The following is a 15,885-nucleotide window of genomic DNA, read 5'->3' as shown; positions in this document are numbered from 1 at the left end:
CGGGTACCTCACGTGGCCGGGGGGTGGGTGGATATGGGTGACGGACTACAGAACGAGCGTAATGGGGGTGCCGAGGGGTGCGGCGCCGCCCGAGCTGACAGACTGTCGGGAGCAAAGGGCCAGAACACCACCACGGGAGGCAGCGCGGTGCCGGACACGTCGGACACGTCGGATACCAGGACTCCGGCGCAGATCGAGGCGGACATCGAGCGCCGCCGCGAAACCCTCGCGGAGACGCTCGACGAGATCGGTGTGCGCGTGCACCCGAAGACCATCGTCGGGGACGCGAAGGCGAAGGTCGCCTCCAATATCGATCACACGCTGGGGCGCGCGTACGTCGGCGTCAACCGGGTCGTCAGTGATGTGAAGGGGCAGTTCGTCAGCGAGGAGGGCGCGCCGAGGCTCGAACGCATCGTGCCGGTGGCCCTTGTCGTGGTCGGGATCGTCGGGCTGATCGCCGTCGGCTCGCGTCGGCGCAAGCGCTGACCCGGCGGCGTACGGACGGGTCGAGGGCAGGTAGGTTCGGGGAGTGAGCGCCAACCGGGACAAGAGCACCCACCCTGACGACAAGTTGCCCATCCGCATGCTGCACGACCGTGTGCTGGTGCGGCAGGACGCCGCCGAGGGCGAGCGGCGTTCCGGCGGCGGCATCCTGATCCCCGCGACGGCGGCCGTCGGCCGGCGCCTGGCGTGGGCGGATGTCGTCGCGGTCGGGCAGAACGTACGGACGGTGGAGCCGGGCGATCGTGTCCTGTACGACCCCGAGGACCGCGCCGAGGTCGAGGTGCGCGGGACCGCGTACGTGCTGATGCGCGAGCGGGATCTGCATGCGGTGGCCGCGGACCGTTTCGAGGGTTCCGAGGACTCGACCGGCTTGTACTTGTAGGGCGTACGCCGTCGGATTACCACCTCTGCCGGGCGGCCGTCACGGTTCCACGCGGCTGGGCTACGACGCGGGTGTCGAGCCGGTGATCACGGTGCGGGCGTCGTGGACGGGCGAGCCGTTGGACGGGCGAGCGGGCGGCCGGATGTCTCGCGGAGCGTGGCGCTTCGGGGAGACCCCCTTCTCCCTCGCCGGGGATGGGGAAGGGTGGTTCGCCTCGTGGAATATCAGCGTCCGCTCTGGTGTACTCAGTCAACTAGTATGACGAGCCGCAGTGTTCGGATGCGTTCAGAGCTGATTTCACCGCCAGGGAGAAGGCCCATGGGCGCCACAGAGGTCGTGCGTACCCCGCCCGTCAGCGGCGTCCTGGACGCCCGGTCGGCGGGGCCCACGGTGCCGCGCATGGTGCTGGGCGCACGGCTGCGCCGGTTGCGGGAGGAGCGGAACATCTCCCGTGAGACCGCGGGCGAGGCGATCCGCGCGTCCCAGTCGAAGATCAGCCGGCTGGAGTGGGGTCGTCACGGGTTCAAGATGCGGGACGTGGCCGATCTGCTCACTCTCTACGGAGTCACGGGCGAGGCCGAACGTGCCACTCTGCTGGCTCTGGCCGAACAGTCCAACACGGCGGGCTGGTGGCAGCCGTACAGCGACGTGGTGCCCGCCTGGATGCAGGCCTACCTGGGGGCTGAACAGGCAGCGAGCCTCATACGCTGCTTCGAGCCCCAAGTGGTTCCGGGTCTCCTGCAGACGTCCGACTATGCTCGCGCCGCCGTCCGGCTCACCCACCCGAGCGCTTCCGTTGAGGAGATCGAGCGGCGGGTCACGCTACGGATGAAGCGCCAGCAGGTCCTGCACCGGCAGCGGGGGCCCCAGCTGTGGGCTGTGATCGATGAGGCGGCGCTCCGTCGCCCGGTGGGCGGCATCGCCACCATGCGCGCCCAGCTCCTGCATCTGATGGAGATCTGCCAACTCCCGCGGGTCACCGTCCAGATCATGTCGTTCCTCGCCGGTGGCCATGCCGCGGTCCGTGGTCCGGTGACCATCGTGCGCCTGCCGGGAGACCAGTTGCCCGACATGGTCTATCTCGAACAGCTCGCGAGTGCCCTCTATCCCGACAAGCCGGCTGAGATCGAGTACTACTGGGATGTCATGAACCGCGTGGTGGTCGAGGCTGAATCGCCGGACGCGACGCGAACGATCCTGCGTCGCATCCTCCAGGAGATCTGACCGGAGCCGGTCAGGACGCCCGGAACATGGCACGCGCTCGGCGTCCGCCGCATCAACGGCGGACGCCGAGCGGGCCGGCGGGGGACGTGTCGGCAGTCGGCGGGTCTCAGCGCTTGAGGGCGACGCCGCCGTACTGATGCACCTCCGCCGGGAGGCCCAGGGCTTCGGTGTCGGGGCGCCATCGTGAGCACGATGCCACGCCGGGTTCGAGCAGTTCCAGACCGTCGAAGTAGCGTGCGAGCTGCTCGGGGCTGCGGAGGATGTACGGGATCGAGCCGCCCTCGTTGTACTGCTGGATCGCGTTGACGTAGGCGTCGCTGGTGTCGGTGCTGTCGTACTGCACGAGGTAGCTGCCGGAGGGCAGGGCGTCCACCAGTTCCCGCACGATCGAGCGGGCCTCGTCATGGTCCTCGATGTGGCCCAGGATGCCCATCAGCATGAGGGCGACGGGCTGGTCGAAGTCCAGCGTCTTCGCGGCTTCTCGCACGATGGTGGCCGGGTCGCGCAGATCGGCGTCGACGTAGTTGGTGACGCCTTCGGGGGTGCTGACGAGCAGCGCACGGGCGTGTGCCAGCACCAGCGGGTCGTTGTCGACGTAGACGATCCGGCATTCGGGGGCCACTCGCTGGGCGATCTGGTGTGTGTTGTCCACGTTGGGCAGCCCGGTGCCTATGTCCAGGAACTGTCGGATCCCCTCCTCTCCGGCCAGATGGCGGACGGCGCGGGCGAGGAAGTAGCGGGCGGCGCGGGCTCCGGTCTCGATTCCCGGGAAGATCTCGCGGAACGCGTCGCCGGCTATGCGGTCGACCTCGTAGTTGTCCTTCCCTCCCAGCCAGTAGTTCCAGATCCGGGCCGACTGCGGTACGGAGGTGTCGATCTTGGACAGCGCCCCCTGACCCGAGTTCTCGGAGTTCTCGGGGCTCTCGGGGCTCTCGGGGCTCTCGGAGTTCTCGGAGTTCTCTGGTTCATCAGTCATGGGCACTCCTGTGGATGTCTGTGCACGTCGTGTTCTCCGGGGCTCGGATCAAGTAAATCCCAATGGTGGCAACGGAGTTGGACGGGTGGTGATTTTGCAGGCCACAGGGTGCCCCAAGGTGCCGGGGTGGAGCTGAAGGTGACCTCCGGTCGCTGAGGTCCGGTCACTGAGGCCGGTCAGGGTTTTCGGGTCGAGGGCTGGTTCGGCGGTCCCGCCCCCGCGATCGTTCCCACGTCCGTCCCGCCGGTGTCCGTCCCTCCGTCGGTCGTTGCGCCCTCGGTGGTGGTGCCGCCGTCCGTGGTGGTGCCGGTGGTGGTGGTGCCGCCGTCCGTGGTGGTGCCGGTGGTGGTGGTCCCGCCGTCAGTCGTGGTGCCGCCGTCGGTCGTGGTGCCGCCCGTCGTGGTGGTGCCGCCGTCCGTCTGGCCCTGGGTCGGGCCGTTCGTCTGGCCCGGGGGCTGGACCGGCGGGGACTGCGTGCCGCCCGTCGTGCCGCCGTTGTCCTGGCCGCCGATGACGGGGGGCTCGACGGAGGGCTCGTCGGTCGGGGGCTGCGGTTCCTCGGCGCCCGGCTGGAGTTCGAGGTCGAAGTCGGTCGGCTCGGTGCCGTCCAGTGCGGCCTTCGTGAACTGGGCCCAGATCTGCGCCGGGGGGCCGCCTCCGTTGATGCGGGCTTGGCCGAGGGCGCCGTACAGGGATTTGTGGGCGCCGGTGTCGGGGTCCTGGCCCATGACGGAGACGACGGTGGCGAGGTCGGGGGTGTAGCCGGCGAACCAGGCGGCCTGGTCCTCCTCGGCGGTGCCGGTCTTGCCGGCGGCGGGCCGGTCGGCGCCCTGGGCCGCTGTGCCGGTGCCGCCGTCGACGACGCTCTGGAGCATGGACGTGGTCGTGTCGGCGGCCTCGCGGGTCACCACCTGCTGGGGGTCCTGCTTCGGCAGCTGTACGTCCTGCGCGCCGTCCTTGGTGATCTTGTCGACCAGGGTGTACGTGCCGTGCTTGCCGTGGTTGGCGAGGGTGGCGTACGCCTCGGTCATGTCGAGGACGCTGGCGGTGGCCGGGCCGAGCGCGATGGAGGGGGTGGCGGTCAGGTCGGGGGTGTTGGCGGGGAGTCCGAGGTCGATCGCCGTCTGTTTGACCTCGGCGGGGCCGACGTCCACCGCCATCTGCGCGTACACCGCGTTCACCGACTTGTCGGTGGCGGTGCGGACGGTGATGTCGCCGTAGGAGACGCCGTCCTCGTTCTCGGGCGCGTACGTGCCGCCGTCCCAGCCCTCCACCGGGCGCCGGTCGGTGCCGTCGTAGACCGTGTTGGGGGTGATGGTCTGGCCGTCCTGGGTCTGTGAGTCGTTCTGGACGGCCGAGGTGAAGACGAAGGGCTTGAAGGTGGAGCCGACCTGGTAGTCGCGGCGGGTGGCGTTGTTGACGTACTGCTTGGTGTAGTCGATGCCGCCGTACATCGCGACGACCTTGCCGGTGGAGGGGTCGATGGCGACGCCGCCCGCGCGGACATAGGTGTCGACCTTGCGGTTCTCCTTGTCGAGCTTGTCCATCACCTGGTCGTTGACGGCCTCGACGAAGGCGTCCTGCTTCGGCTTCTGGATGGTGGTGGTGATGCGGTAGCCGCCGGTGGAGAGGGTGTCCTCGTCGATGATCTTGTTGGTGACGAGGTAGTCCCTGACGGCCTGGACGAGATAGCCGCGCTGGCCGGACATGCCCGCCGAGCCCTTGGCCTCCTTGGGGGTGGGGAACTTGACCGCGGCGCGGTCCGAGGCGCTGAGCCAGTTCTTCTTGACCATGCCGTCGAGTACGTAGTTCCAGCGGGCCACGGCCGCCGACTTGTTCTCGGGGTGCGCGATCACGTCGTACTCGCTCGGCGCGTTCAACAGCGCTGCCAGGTAAGCGCCTTGACCCACCGTCAGGTCGATGGCGTCGACGCCGTAGTACGCCTGGGCGGCGGCCTGGATGCCGTATGCGTTGCGGCCGAAGTAGCTGGTGTTGAGGTAGCCCTCGAGGATGTCGTCCTTGCTCTTCTCGCGGTCGAGCTTGATGGAGATGAAGAACTCCTTCACCTTCCGGGTGACCGTCTGCTCCTGGCCCAGGTAGTAGTTCTTCACGTACTGCTGGGTGATCGTCGAGCCGGACTGCTTGCCCTTGCCGGTGGCCGTGTTCCAGGCGGCGCGGATCATCGCCTTGGGGTCGACGGCCGACTCCGAGTAGAAGTCCCGGTCCTCGGCAGCGAGCACCGCGTGCTGGGCGTCCCGGGAGATCTGCGCGATCGTCACGTTCTCGCGGTTGACCTCGCCGTCGCGGGCGAGCTGGCTGCCGTCGGCGTAGAGGTAGACGTTGCTCTGCTTGGTCGCGGCGGCGTTCGCGGGCGGGATCTTGACCAGGTAGTAGCCGAGCGCGAAGAGGCCGATCAGAAGCAGGACCACGGTGAGGAAGGTGCCGAGCACCATGCGCCAGGTCGGGATGATCCGGCGCCAGCCGGTGCGCTTGCGCTTCTGCTTCTTCTGCTTCTTCTGCGTCCCGTCGGGCGTCGGCTCCGGCACGGGGTCAGAGCCCGGACCCCGACCAGGTTCCTGTCGTCGGTCCGGCCCCGGGTGCGGTTCCCTGGGCGCCCAGCCCTGGCTGTTCTGCTGCGGCTGTGGCTCGTCGCTCATCTGTTCGCCGGACTCCCGTTTCGCGTCGTACGTTCCCGTACGCCCTCGTACGCCTGTTGCGCCCCCTCTTGAAGACTGTCGCACCATGCGTTCCGTTCCCTCACCCCGGCACGCGTCGCGCCCGGAAAATGCCTGGCGGGGCGTGTCACCCGGCGGCTAGGGTCGTGCGCTTCGGCCTTGACGCGTTGAGGGAGGGCCTCTTTGTGGGCACAGCGCGGCTGTACGTCGCCGTCGCGGTCGGCGGTTTCCGTCGGTACGCCACCTATCGGGTGGCCACCGCGGCGGGCCTGTTCACCAACACCGTCTTCGGGCTGATCCTCGCGTACACCTTCATCGCGCTCTGGGACGAGAAACCGCACCTCGGTGGCTACGACCAGGCGCAGGCGCTCACCTATGTGTGGCTGGGGCAGGGGCTGCTCACGGTGGTGTCGGTGATGGGCGGCGGTTTCGAGGACGAGCTGATCGAGCGCATCCGTACGGGGGACATCGCGATCGACCTGTACCGGCCTGTCGACCTGCAACTGTGGTGGCTGGCGCAGGACATGGGCCGGGCGCTGTTCCATCTGCCGGTGCGCGGCGCGGTCCCGCTGGTGTTCGGCGCGCTGTTCTTCGAACTCGCGCTGCCCGGGGACCTGTTGACGTGGATCGCGTTCATGGTCGCGGTCGCCCTCGGGGTGCTTGTCAGCTTCGCGATCCGCTATCTGGTGGCGCTGTCGGCGTTCTGGCTCATGGACGGGGCGGGCGTGGCGCAGATGGCCTGGATCCTGGCGATCTTCTGCTCGGGCATGGTGCTGCCGCTGAACGTCTTCCCGGGCGCGCTCGGCGAGGTCGTACGCGCCCTGCCCTGGTCGTCCCTGATCCAGGCGCCCGCGGACGTGCTGCTCGGTACGGCCGATCCGCTGGGTACGTACGCATTCCAGATCGGTTGGGCCGCCGTGCTGCTCGCGGCCGGGCGGCTCGTGCAGTCGGCGGCGACGCGGAGGGTGGTGGTGCAGGGTGGCTAGCCAGGTCGACGAGCGGGTGGCGGACACCTCGTGGCCCACGCCCAGGCAGGGGGCGTATGCCCGTGTGCGGGACGGGTTGCGCGCCTACCGCATGATCGCCGCGATGTGGATCCGCTCCACGATGGCCTACCGCGCCTCGTTCGCGATGACCTTGTTCGGCAACTTCGTGATGACCGGCCTCGACTTCCTGACCATCCTGCTGATGTTCTCGCAGGTCGACCGGCTCGGCGGTTACTCGCTTGCCGAGGTCGCCCTGCTGTACGGGCTCGGTGGCACCGCCTTCGGGCTGGCGGACCTGGGGTTCGGCACGATGGACCGGCTGGGACAGCGGGTGCGCGACGGCACGCTCGACACGCTCCTCGTGCGGCCCGTGCCCGTCCTCGCCCAGGTCGCCGCCGACCGTTTCGCGGTGCGCCGGATCGGCCGGGTCACCCAGGGCCTGCTGGTCCTCGGGTACGCCCTCGTCGCACTCGACATCTCCTGGACGCCGCTCAAGGTGCTCCTGATCCCGCTGACACTGCTCAGCGGCGGCGCGATCTTCGGAGCCGTGTTCGTGGCGGGCGCGGCCTTCCAGTTCGTGGCGCAGGACGCGTCCCAGGCGCAGAACTCCTTTACGTACGGCGGCAGTACGCTCCTGCAGTACCCGCCGACCGTCTTCGCCAAGGACCTGGTGCGCGGGGTGACCTTCGTGTTCCCGCTGGCCTTCGTCAACTGGCTGCCCGGGCTGTATGTGCTGGGGCGGCCCTATCCGCTCGACCTGCCGACGTGGGTCGCCTTCGTCTCGCCGCTGGTGGCCGCGGTCTGCTGTGCGCTGGCGGGACTTGCCTGGCGGGCGGGACTTCGTTCGTACCGGAGCACGGGGAGCTAGCCGACGTGGACAGTGACTTCATTGAGCTCGAAGGGGTCGAGAAGGTCTTCGACGTGCGCAAGAAGACCGGGTTCCTGCGCAGTGAGCGGCGGCAGGTGCGGGCGGTCGACTCGATCTCCTTCACCGTGCCGCGCGGGCAGATGGTCGGCTACATCGGCCCGAACGGCGCCGGCAAGTCGACCACCATCAAGATGCTGACCGGCATCCTCACCCCGAGCGGCGGCCGGCTGCGGGTCGCGGGCATCGACCCGTCGCGTGAGCGGACCCGGCTCGCGCAGCGCATCGGCGTCGTCTTCGGGCAGCGTACGACCCTGTGGTGGGACCTCCCGCTGATCGACTCCTACCGGCTGATGCACCGCATGTACCGGATCCCGGACGTCCGTTACCGCGCGAACCTCGACCGGTGTGTCGAACTCCTGGAGCTGGGCGCCCTGTTGGACGTGCCGGTGCGGCAACTCTCCCTGGGGCAGCGGATGCGCGGTGACATCGCGGCGGCCCTGCTGCACGATCCGGAGGTGCTGTATCTCGACGAGCCGACGATCGGGCTCGACGTGATCAGCAAGGCGCGGGTGCGGGAGTTCCTGCGGGATCTGAACGCCGAGCGCGGTACGACCGTCCTGCTCACCACCCATGACCTCACCGACATCGAGCAGTTGTGCAAGCGGGTGATGGTCATCGACCACGGGCGGCTGATGTACGACGGTGCGTTGTCCGGGCTGCACGAGGTGGGGGAGAGCGAGCGGACGCTGGTGGTGGACCTGGAGCGGGAGCTTCCGCCGATCGAGGTCGCCTCGGCGCGGGTGGTGAGGGTGGAGGGGCCGCGGCAGTGGCTCGCGTTCCCCGCTGCTCAGTCGGCGGCTCCGCTCGTGGCGCGGATCGCGGCGGAGTACCCGCTGGTGGACCTCTCGGTGCGGGAGCCGGACATCGAGGCGGTCATCGGCCGCATGTACGCGGAGAAGGCGGTCTCGTAGGCTTCGTTGCATGAGCGAGCCTGTGCCTTCCGAGGGACGCGACGACGGGCGGCCGGCGCCGCGGGACCCGGGACTTCCCAGTCCCGAACTGCGGGCTTCGGACGCCGACCGGGAGAGAGTCACCGACGTGCTGAGGGACGCCCTCGCGGAGGGCCGCCTCGACATGGAGGAGTTCGAGGAGCGGCTGGAGGCCACGTACAAGGCGCGAACGTACGGGGAGCTGGCGCCGATCACCCGTGATCTGCCGGACCCGGGCGTGACGCCGCCTGTGGTGAACATGGTCAAGCAGCCCGCCGGGAGTGGGTCGGGGGCCTGGGCGGACCGGATCGTCGGCGGCGAGGGTTCGTCCTCGTGGGGTGTCGCGATCATGGCGGGCTTCCAGCGCAAGGGGCGCTGGACGATGCCCAGGCGCTTCAACTCCTTCGCGTTCTGGGGCGGCGGTGAGATCGACCTGCGTGAGGCGTACTTCGCGGACCGCGAGGTGGTCGTCAACTGTGTCGCGATCATGGGCGGTATGAATATCGTCGTACCGCCCGGTGTCGAGGTCGTCGTGCGCGGTATCGGCATCATGGGCGGCTTCGACCACCGTGAGGAGGGTGTCCCGGGGGAGCCCGGCGCCCCGCGGGTGATCGTCACGGGCTTCGCCTTCTGGGGCGGTGTGGGCGTGGAGCGGAAGCTGACCCGCGCAGAGCGCCAGCGGCTGAAGGAGGCGCGCCGCCAGGAGAAGCTGGAGCGGCGCGAGGCCCGCAAGGAGCTCCAGGGTTCAGGCGGCGACCGCGGTGACCGCGACGACCGCGACGACCGCGACGGTCTCGGCGACGCGTTCGACGCGCTGGACGCGCTGGACGAGGCCCGCGACCTGATCCGCGAACGGAACGAGGAGCGCCGGGAGCGGCAGGAGGAGCGCCGGGAGCGGCATCAGGCGCGCCGGGATGAGCGCCATCGGCGTCGGCACGGGGGGCATTGACGTACAGCTTCGGCTTCGGCTTCTGTACCTGTACCCGCTCCGGGTTCGGCTCCCGCTCGGGTGCTCCGCCGCTCCGTGTCACCGGCTCGCGCGACAGGCGGCCGGCCCCTACATCGTGGCCGTCACCGACTGCGACAGCGCTCCCAGGTCGAAGACCTCCGCCATCCGCTCGTTCCCCTGGTCACTGGGATGCAGATGATCGCCGGAGTCGTAGTCGGGGCGCAGCCTGCGTGGATCGTACGGATCCTGCAGCGCCTCATCGAAGTCGACCACCGCGTCGAACACCTTTCCCGTCCGGATCTCCGCGTTGATGGCCTGACGTACGGCCTCACGCTGGTCGGTGTAGCCGCCGGCCCCCTTGAACGGCATCAGTGTCGCCCCGATGACGATGATCCCGTGGGCGTGCGCCTGCCGGACCAGCGTGCGCAGTCCGTCGGTGATCGTCTTTGCCTGGACCCTGCTCGGGTTGCGCAGGAGGTCGTTGATGCCGAGGTCGATGACGACGGCCTTGACGTTCGGACGGCCGAGTACGTCGCGGCCGAAGCGGGACAGGGCGCTCGGGTTCTCGGCAGGGCTGCCGGGCCGGGAGGTGAGGAGCTGGTTGCCGCCCATGCCCTCGTTGACGACGCTGTAGCGGGGCGCTCCGTCGGTGCCGGCGGCGGCGCGGAGCCGGTCCGAAAGGTAGTCGGGGTAGCGGTGGTTGGCGCCCACGGTGGCGGTGCCGCCGTCGGTGAGGGAGTCGCCGAGGGCGACGATGGTGCCCACGGACTCGCCACTGAGGACGTCGACGGCGGTCAGATAACGCCAGTACCGCGTCTCCTCGGTGTAGGAGACTCCGCTCACCTCGTCCGAGAGGTCGCCGGCGGCGACGTAGGAGATCTGGCGCGCGTGCGGGTGGAAGGTGACCGGGCCCGACCGCGTCGGCGAGAACGTGGTGACGAGTAGGTCCGAGTCGCCAGGGACCCGCACGTTCACCGCGTCGCTGAGTACCTGCTGCCCCGGCGGGATGACCACCGAGGTGTTGCCGCCGAAGGTGAGGCGGGCCATGGTGCCCGGTTCGGCGGCGGCGCTGTTCGCGGTCTCCGCCACGGCGATCGTGGCGTGCGTGATGGCGAGAGGCTGTCGTCCGTAGAGGTTGGAGAGTGTGATCCGGGCACTTCTGCCGCCCGTACTCGTGTGGACGACGTTGCGGACCGAACGGCCGGCCATGCCGTTGACGTCGGTGCCCGGCTCGGCTCCGGCGGGGGAGGCCGCCCAGGCGCCGACCCAGGTGTCGGTGGAGACGGGGGCGGCGGTGCCCCGCGGGGACCGAGCACCGGCGAGGTTGCTCTGTCCGCCGCCCTCGTCGCCGGCGACGCCGACGAATATCGCGGCGGAGACGACCAGGACCACAGCGATGATTCCGGCCAACAGGGCATAACCGCGTGGCTTGGTCATGCGGTGCGTTTCCCCTCGGGCGACGGGAGCCCGAGGCTCCGGTGTGATCACCCAATGATGCGTCATGGGTGGGGCCCAACCGTCGCACTCGTGAAACTTCAGCCGCAACTTTGTCCCTCGGACAGGCGCCGGGAACTCTTGTTCTGTTCCGGGAGTCGGTCAGGAAGGGACAATGTGTGCGGGGGACGCGAACGGGTGGAGTGAATGGAACGTACGAATCCGGAAGAAGCGGGCGCGGATGCCGATGGGCAGCATGCCCTGCCGGTCCCCGCGACGAACCGGGAGGGGGCGGCCGAGACGGACGCGACGAACCGGGAGGGGGCGCCCGAGACGGACGCGACGAACCGGGAGGAGGCGCCCAAGGCTGACGACGCGCGCCGTGCGATGACCTCTTTCAGCCCTGCCGACGAGGAGAAACAGCGAGGCGTACGCCGGATGAAGGCGACGGCGGTCGGCCTGCTGCTCTTCGTGGCGGTCGTGTACGTCCTCGCCAAGTGGGCGTCGAACGAGGGAGCGGGCCCGTGGGCCGGATACGTCGCCGCGGCTGCCGAGGCGGGCATGGTCGGCGCGCTCGCCGACTGGTTCGCGGTGACGGCTCTCTTCCGCCACCCGCTGGGCCTGCCCATCCCGCACACGGCGATCATCCCCACCAAGAAGGACCAGCTCGGCGTCTCGCTCGGCGAGTTCGTCGGCGAGAACTTCCTCTCGGAGGAGGTCGTACGGGGCCGGCTGCGCGCCGTCGGCATCGGCAGCCGTCTCGGTGCCTGGCTCGCCGAACCGGAGCACGCCGACCGGGTGACGGCGGAGCTGGCCGCCGCGCTCCGGGGGGCGCTGACCGTGCTGCGCGACTCCGACGTGCAGGCGGTGGTCGGCGAGGCGATCACGCGGCGCGCCGACTCCGCCGAGATCGCGCCCGGCGTAGGGAAAATGCTGGAGAAGATCGTCGCGGACGGCGGCCACAAGCGCGTCGTGGATCTGGTCGTCGCGCGCGCTCACGACTGGCTCGTCCTGCACGACGCCCAGGTCATGGACGCGGTGCAGGGCGGCGCCCCCGGCTGGACCCCGCGTTTCGTCGACAAGAGGGTCGGCGAGCGCGTCTACAAGGAGTTGCTCCGGTTCGTCACCGAGATGCGCGACGCCCCCTCGCACCCGGCCCGCGGCGCCCTGGACCGTTTCCTCACCGACTTCGCCTCCGACCTCCAGTCCGACACCGACACCCGGGCGCGCGTGGAACGCCTCAAGGGCGAGGTCCTCGGCCGCGGTGAGGTCCAGGACCTGATCGCGTCCGCCTGGACGGCCGTACGGTCCATGATCGTGTCCGCCGCGGAGGACGAGCGGAGCGAACTGCGGCTGCGGGTGAGGGCGTCGTTGCTGTCGCTGGGTGCCCGGATGGCGGTGGAGCCCAAGGTGCAGGCCAAGGTCGACGGCTGGGTCGAGGGCGCGGCGGTGTACGTCGTGACGACGTACCGGCGCGAGATCACCTCCCTGATCACCGACACGGTCGCAAGCTGGGACGCCGAGCACACGACCAGGAAGATCGAGGCCAACATCGGGCGCGACCTGCAGTTCATCCGGATCAACGGCACGGTGGTGGGGTCGCTGGCGGGGCTGCTGATCTATACGGTTTCGCGGGCGTTGGGGGCGTGAGGTTCGGCCTCGGGTGGTGGTGCGCCCGGCCGCTCGGGGGGTTGCGCGCCGCTCTGTTCGACGGGCGTGAGACGCGCAGATGAGGGCACTCTGGTTGGGCCACCCATGGATCACTCGCTGATTGTCGAGTGATCACCCAGGGTCACTCGACGGAGAGGGAGCCATGACAGCATCAGCGACGCCGGGCGCTGTGCCCGCCTCCACGGGAACGGTCACCACGGCGGTACCCGCGCGTCTGGACCGGCTGCCGTGGTCCCGCTGGCACTGGATGATCGTGATCGGCCTGGGAACCGTATGGATCCTGGACGGCCTGGAGGTCACCACTGTCGGTAACATCGCCGGCCGCCTCTCCGAGGAGGGCAGCGGGCTGGCGATCTCCTCCGCACAGGTCACCGGTATCGCGGCGGCGCTCTATGTGGCGGGTGCCTGTGCGGGGGCGCTGTTCTTCGGCTGGCTGACCGACCGCTACGGCCGCAAGAAACTCTTCATGATCACCCTGGCGGTCTATCTCGCGGCGACGGCTCTCACCGCGCTTTCCTTCTCGCCCTGGTGGTTCTTCGTCTTCCGCTTCTTCACCGGCTTCGGCATCGGCGGCGAGTACGCCGCCATCAACTCGGCGATCGACGAGCTGATCCCGTCCAAGTACCGCGGCCGGGTCGACCTGATCATCAACGGCAGCTACTGGCTGGGCGCGGTCGGCGGAGCGCTGCTGTCCGTCCTGATGCTGAACACGTCCATCTTCCCCAAGGACGTCGGCTGGCGGCTGACCTTCGCGCTCGGCGTCGTACTGGGCCTGGTGATCCTGCTGGTCAGACGGCATGTGCCGGAGAGTCCGCGCTGGCAGTTCATCCACGGCCGCGGCGAGGAGGCCGAGGCCCTGGTCTCCTCCGTGGAACGCGAGATCGAGCAGGAGAAGGGCGAACCGCTGCCGCAGCCCGACCGTGAGATCACCATCCAGCAGCGCAAGAGCATCGGCTTCGGCCTGATCGCCAAGACCGTCTTCGGCCGCTACCCGAAGCGGGCAACGCTCGGCCTCGCGCTCTTCATCGGGCAGGCGTTCCTCTACAACGCGATCACCTTCGGCTTCGGCGCCATCCTCACCACGTTCTTCGACGTGCCGACCGGCAGCACCGGTTACTACTTCGCCGTCATCGCGGCCGGCAACTTCCTGGGCCCGCTGCTGCTGGGCAAGCTGTTCGACACGGTCGGGCGGCGCGTCATGATCTCCACGACGTATCTCCTCTCCGGCATCCTGCTGTTCGGTACGGCCTGGCTCTTCGACCGGGGATCGCTGAGCGCCGTGACGATGACGGCCTGCTGGTGCGTCGTGCTGTTCTTCGCGTCGGCGGGCGCCTCCAGCGCCTATCTGACGGTCTCCGAGGTCTTCCCGATGGAGACCCGTGCCATGGCCATCGCCTTCTTCTACGCGCTCGGCACGGCCGCCGGCGGTATCAGCGGCCCGCTGGTCTTCGCCGACCTCACGGAGTCCGGCGTCGTCGACGACACGGTGCTCGCCTTCCAGATCGGTGCGGGTCTGATGTGCGCGGCGGGTCTGGTCGCGGTGTTCTTCGCGGTGAAGGCGGAGGGCCGTTCGCTGGAGGACATCGCCACGCCGCTGTCGGTGGTGGAGAAGGATGGGGGGTCGCCGTCGTCGGCACCGGCGACGTGAGGGGGCGCCCCGTTTGAGTAGGTGGGCTGCCCGACTGAGTACCCGTACTCTGTCGGGCCCCCGCACGCCGCGCAAACCTCGTACGCATGACCGAGAAGCTGTTGAGCCCTCTGCGAACGCGCCCTTGGCCGGAACGCTGGCTGACCCGCGTGCTCGGCGCCGCCCTCTCCGGCGCGGCGTACCTCGTCTGTGTCCCGTGGGACCTGAACAACCGCGCCCAGGCGCCCGGTTCCGTCGACGAGACGACCCCGGTGACGGTCGGCGGGGTCATCGGGGTCATCGGGATCGTCGCCCTGGCCCTGGTCCTACTGGCGCTGGCGGCCTACTTCGGCCACCGGGACTACCTGGGCTGGCCCCTGCTGCTGGTGGCGGCGCCCCCCGTGGCGCTGATGCACATCTCGCTGCGTACGAACCCGGGCCGGCCGGACGGCCTGGCGCACTCGTGGCCCCTGACATGGGGGTTCTGCACGTTCCTGATCGGTGCCGCGGTACTCGTCGCGGCGGCGGTGGCTCGCCGGTTCCGGCCGGTCGAGGAAGACTCGACGGACGGACTGCTGTACGCCCACCTCACGTGAGGAATCGCTCCGATGACCGTCCGCAGAATCGTGCCCGACTTCCAGGTCGACTCCGAGGAGGCGATGAGGGCCAGCAGTGACTTCTACGGCCTGCTCGGTTTGGAGCAGGTCATGCACCTGGGCTGGGCCATGACACTCGCCTCCCCTTCCACCCCCACCGCCCAGATCACCTTCTGCACCGAGGAGCGGACCGCCCCCGTCGTCCCCGACCTGAGCATGGAGGTCGAGGGCGTCGACGCGGTGTACGCGCAGGTGGTCGCCTCGGGCGCGGAGATCGTACGGGAGTTGCGGGACGAGGAGTGGGGCGTACGGCGCTTCTTCGTACGGGACCCGAACGGGCGGGTCGTGAACGTGCTGGGGCACCGGGGGGCGTAACGACGGAGTGTCCAGGCACCCAGGCACCCAGGCATCCAGGCCTCCAGGCCTGGTCTAAGCCCCCGTCGTGGATCCCGGCCGAATGATCATCAGGACCGTGACGGTGGCCCACAGCAGGTTGAAGATCCCGGTGAACATGGCGAGCCGTGCGGTCGCCCGCGGGGTCACCGTGACCGCACGGCCGCCGGCATCCCAGATGCCCTCCATGATCGACGCCTGCCTCGGCAGCACCAGCGCGGCGAGGACGACCGCGGCGAGGGCCGTCAGCACGATCGAGACGATCAGCCAGGTGTCGCCGAGGACGCCCATGTTGCTCGCCGTGGCGAACCCGAAGACGGGAACGGCGACGCCGACGGTGGCGTACACCCGGCAGATGCGATGCAGCAGGCGCGTGGTCGCGAGGGTCTGCGCGTCCCCCGGCTCGGCGAGCGCCTTGCGCGCGGTCGGCGGGAACATGCTGGCGGCGACCGTCACGGGCCCGATGGCGACGATCGCGGCGATGACGTGGACGGCGAGGAGAAACTTGGTCACGGGGTGACGGTAGGGGGCCGCGGGGATCTTCAGAAGTGGCGGTTCTGCCAGTACCCAACGGATTCTCGCCAGCGTCGTTCGGAGGGATTCAGCCGTTC

At 69.4% G+C, this 15,885-nt stretch carries 15 protein-coding genes; 11 read left to right on the top strand and 4 right to left on the bottom strand.

Going from position 1 to position 15,885, the window contains the following annotated elements; genetic code table 11:
* The first annotated feature begins 147 nt into the window (after positions 1-147).
* From ACFYPC_RS14310 to ACFYPC_RS14300, 3 genes are all read left to right on the top strand, one after another.
* Positions 148-486 carry a DUF3618 domain-containing protein gene (locus ACFYPC_RS14310; protein ID WP_388674911.1) on the top strand — a complete coding sequence of 113 codons (339 nt, stop codon included), beginning with the start codon at positions 148-150 and terminating at the stop codon, positions 484-486.
* Between the two features lie 97 nt (positions 487-583).
* Positions 584-886 (top strand): co-chaperone GroES, encoded by a 303-nt coding sequence (locus tag ACFYPC_RS14305; protein WP_326790934.1) that lies wholly within the window; start codon positions 584-586, stop codon positions 884-886.
* A 318-nt stretch (positions 887-1,204) separates the two neighbouring features.
* Positions 1,205-2,110, top strand: coding sequence for a helix-turn-helix domain-containing protein (locus tag ACFYPC_RS14300; RefSeq protein ID WP_388674908.1), 906 nt, complete (start codon positions 1,205-1,207; stop codon positions 2,108-2,110).
* A gap of 106 nt (positions 2,111-2,216) precedes the next feature.
* On the opposite strand, the gene ACFYPC_RS14295 is transcribed toward ACFYPC_RS14300, so the two are convergent.
* Together ACFYPC_RS14295 and ACFYPC_RS14290 are read right to left on the bottom strand one after the other, a co-directional pair.
* The gene (locus ACFYPC_RS14295) at positions 2,217-3,086 is read right to left on the bottom strand and encodes an SAM-dependent methyltransferase (RefSeq protein ID WP_388674906.1); all 870 of its coding nucleotides are present in this window, start codon (positions 3,084-3,086) and stop codon (positions 2,217-2,219) included.
* 176 nt (positions 3,087-3,262) lie between these two features.
* Positions 3,263-5,743 carry a transglycosylase domain-containing protein gene (locus tag ACFYPC_RS14290; RefSeq protein WP_388674903.1) on the bottom strand — a complete coding sequence of 827 codons (2,481 nt, stop codon included), beginning with the start codon at positions 5,741-5,743 and terminating at the stop codon, positions 3,263-3,265.
* Positions 5,744-5,946: 203 nt separating this feature from the next.
* On the opposite strand from ACFYPC_RS14290, the gene ACFYPC_RS14285 reads away from it, so the two are divergent.
* The 4 genes from ACFYPC_RS14285 to ACFYPC_RS14270 are packed head-to-tail and all read left to right on the top strand — an operon-like array spanning position 5,947 to position 9,553.
* Positions 5,947-6,747: an ABC transporter permease gene (locus ACFYPC_RS14285; RefSeq protein ID WP_388674900.1), complete on the top strand. Its 801-nt coding sequence runs from the start codon at positions 5,947-5,949 to the stop codon at positions 6,745-6,747.
* Positions 6,748-6,763: 16 nt separating this feature from the next.
* Positions 6,764-7,615, top strand: a complete 852-nt coding sequence (locus ACFYPC_RS14280) for an ABC transporter permease (protein WP_388675263.1) — start codon at positions 6,764-6,766, stop codon at positions 7,613-7,615.
* 5 nt (positions 7,616-7,620) lie between these two features.
* Positions 7,621-8,586, top strand: a complete 966-nt coding sequence (locus ACFYPC_RS14275) for an ATP-binding cassette domain-containing protein (RefSeq protein WP_388674898.1) — start codon at positions 7,621-7,623, stop codon at positions 8,584-8,586.
* Between the two features lie 10 nt (positions 8,587-8,596).
* Positions 8,597-9,553: a DUF1707 domain-containing protein gene (locus tag ACFYPC_RS14270; protein WP_388674896.1), complete on the top strand. Its 957-nt coding sequence runs from the start codon at positions 8,597-8,599 to the stop codon at positions 9,551-9,553.
* Positions 9,554-9,661: 108 nt separating this feature from the next.
* Here ACFYPC_RS14270 and ACFYPC_RS14265 read toward each other — a convergent pair whose 3' ends face one another.
* Positions 9,662-10,990, bottom strand: coding sequence for an SGNH/GDSL hydrolase family protein (locus tag ACFYPC_RS14265; RefSeq protein WP_388674894.1), 1,329 nt, complete (start codon positions 10,988-10,990; stop codon positions 9,662-9,664).
* A 204-nt stretch (positions 10,991-11,194) separates the two neighbouring features.
* Here ACFYPC_RS14265 and ACFYPC_RS14260 point away from each other — a divergent pair, with 204 nt between their 5' ends.
* The 4 genes from ACFYPC_RS14260 (at position 11,195) to ACFYPC_RS14245 (ending at position 15,256) form a co-directional block, all read left to right on the top strand.
* Entirely contained in the window at positions 11,195-12,637 is a 1,443-nt protein-coding gene (locus tag ACFYPC_RS14260; protein WP_388674892.1) for a DUF445 domain-containing protein, read from the top strand.
* Between the two features lie 163 nt (positions 12,638-12,800).
* A complete protein-coding gene (locus tag ACFYPC_RS14255; RefSeq protein ID WP_388674889.1) occupies positions 12,801-14,306 on the top strand; it encodes an MFS transporter in 1,506 nt (501 codons plus the stop codon).
* Positions 14,307-14,392: 86 nt separating this feature from the next.
* Complete coding sequence (locus ACFYPC_RS14250; protein WP_388674886.1) at positions 14,393-14,881, top strand: hypothetical protein; 489 nt, start codon at positions 14,393-14,395, stop codon at positions 14,879-14,881.
* Positions 14,882-14,893: 12 nt separating this feature from the next.
* Complete coding sequence (locus ACFYPC_RS14245; protein WP_388674883.1) at positions 14,894-15,256, top strand: VOC family protein; 363 nt, start codon at positions 14,894-14,896, stop codon at positions 15,254-15,256.
* Between the two features lie 54 nt (positions 15,257-15,310).
* Here the strand turns inward: ACFYPC_RS14245 and ACFYPC_RS14240 are convergent, their stop codons facing one another.
* Positions 15,311-15,787 (bottom strand): DUF2269 family protein, encoded by a 477-nt coding sequence (locus tag ACFYPC_RS14240; protein ID WP_388674880.1) that lies wholly within the window; start codon positions 15,785-15,787, stop codon positions 15,311-15,313.
* Positions 15,788-15,885 lie beyond the last annotated feature (98 nt).

Source organism: Streptomyces sp. NPDC005808, assembly GCF_042871385.1.
In the GTDB taxonomy this organism is placed as follows: Bacteria; Actinomycetota; Actinomycetes; order Streptomycetales; family Streptomycetaceae; genus Streptomyces.
The sequence above is the reverse complement of the archived record's forward strand: the minus strand, read 5'-3'. Positions and strand labels throughout refer to the sequence as shown.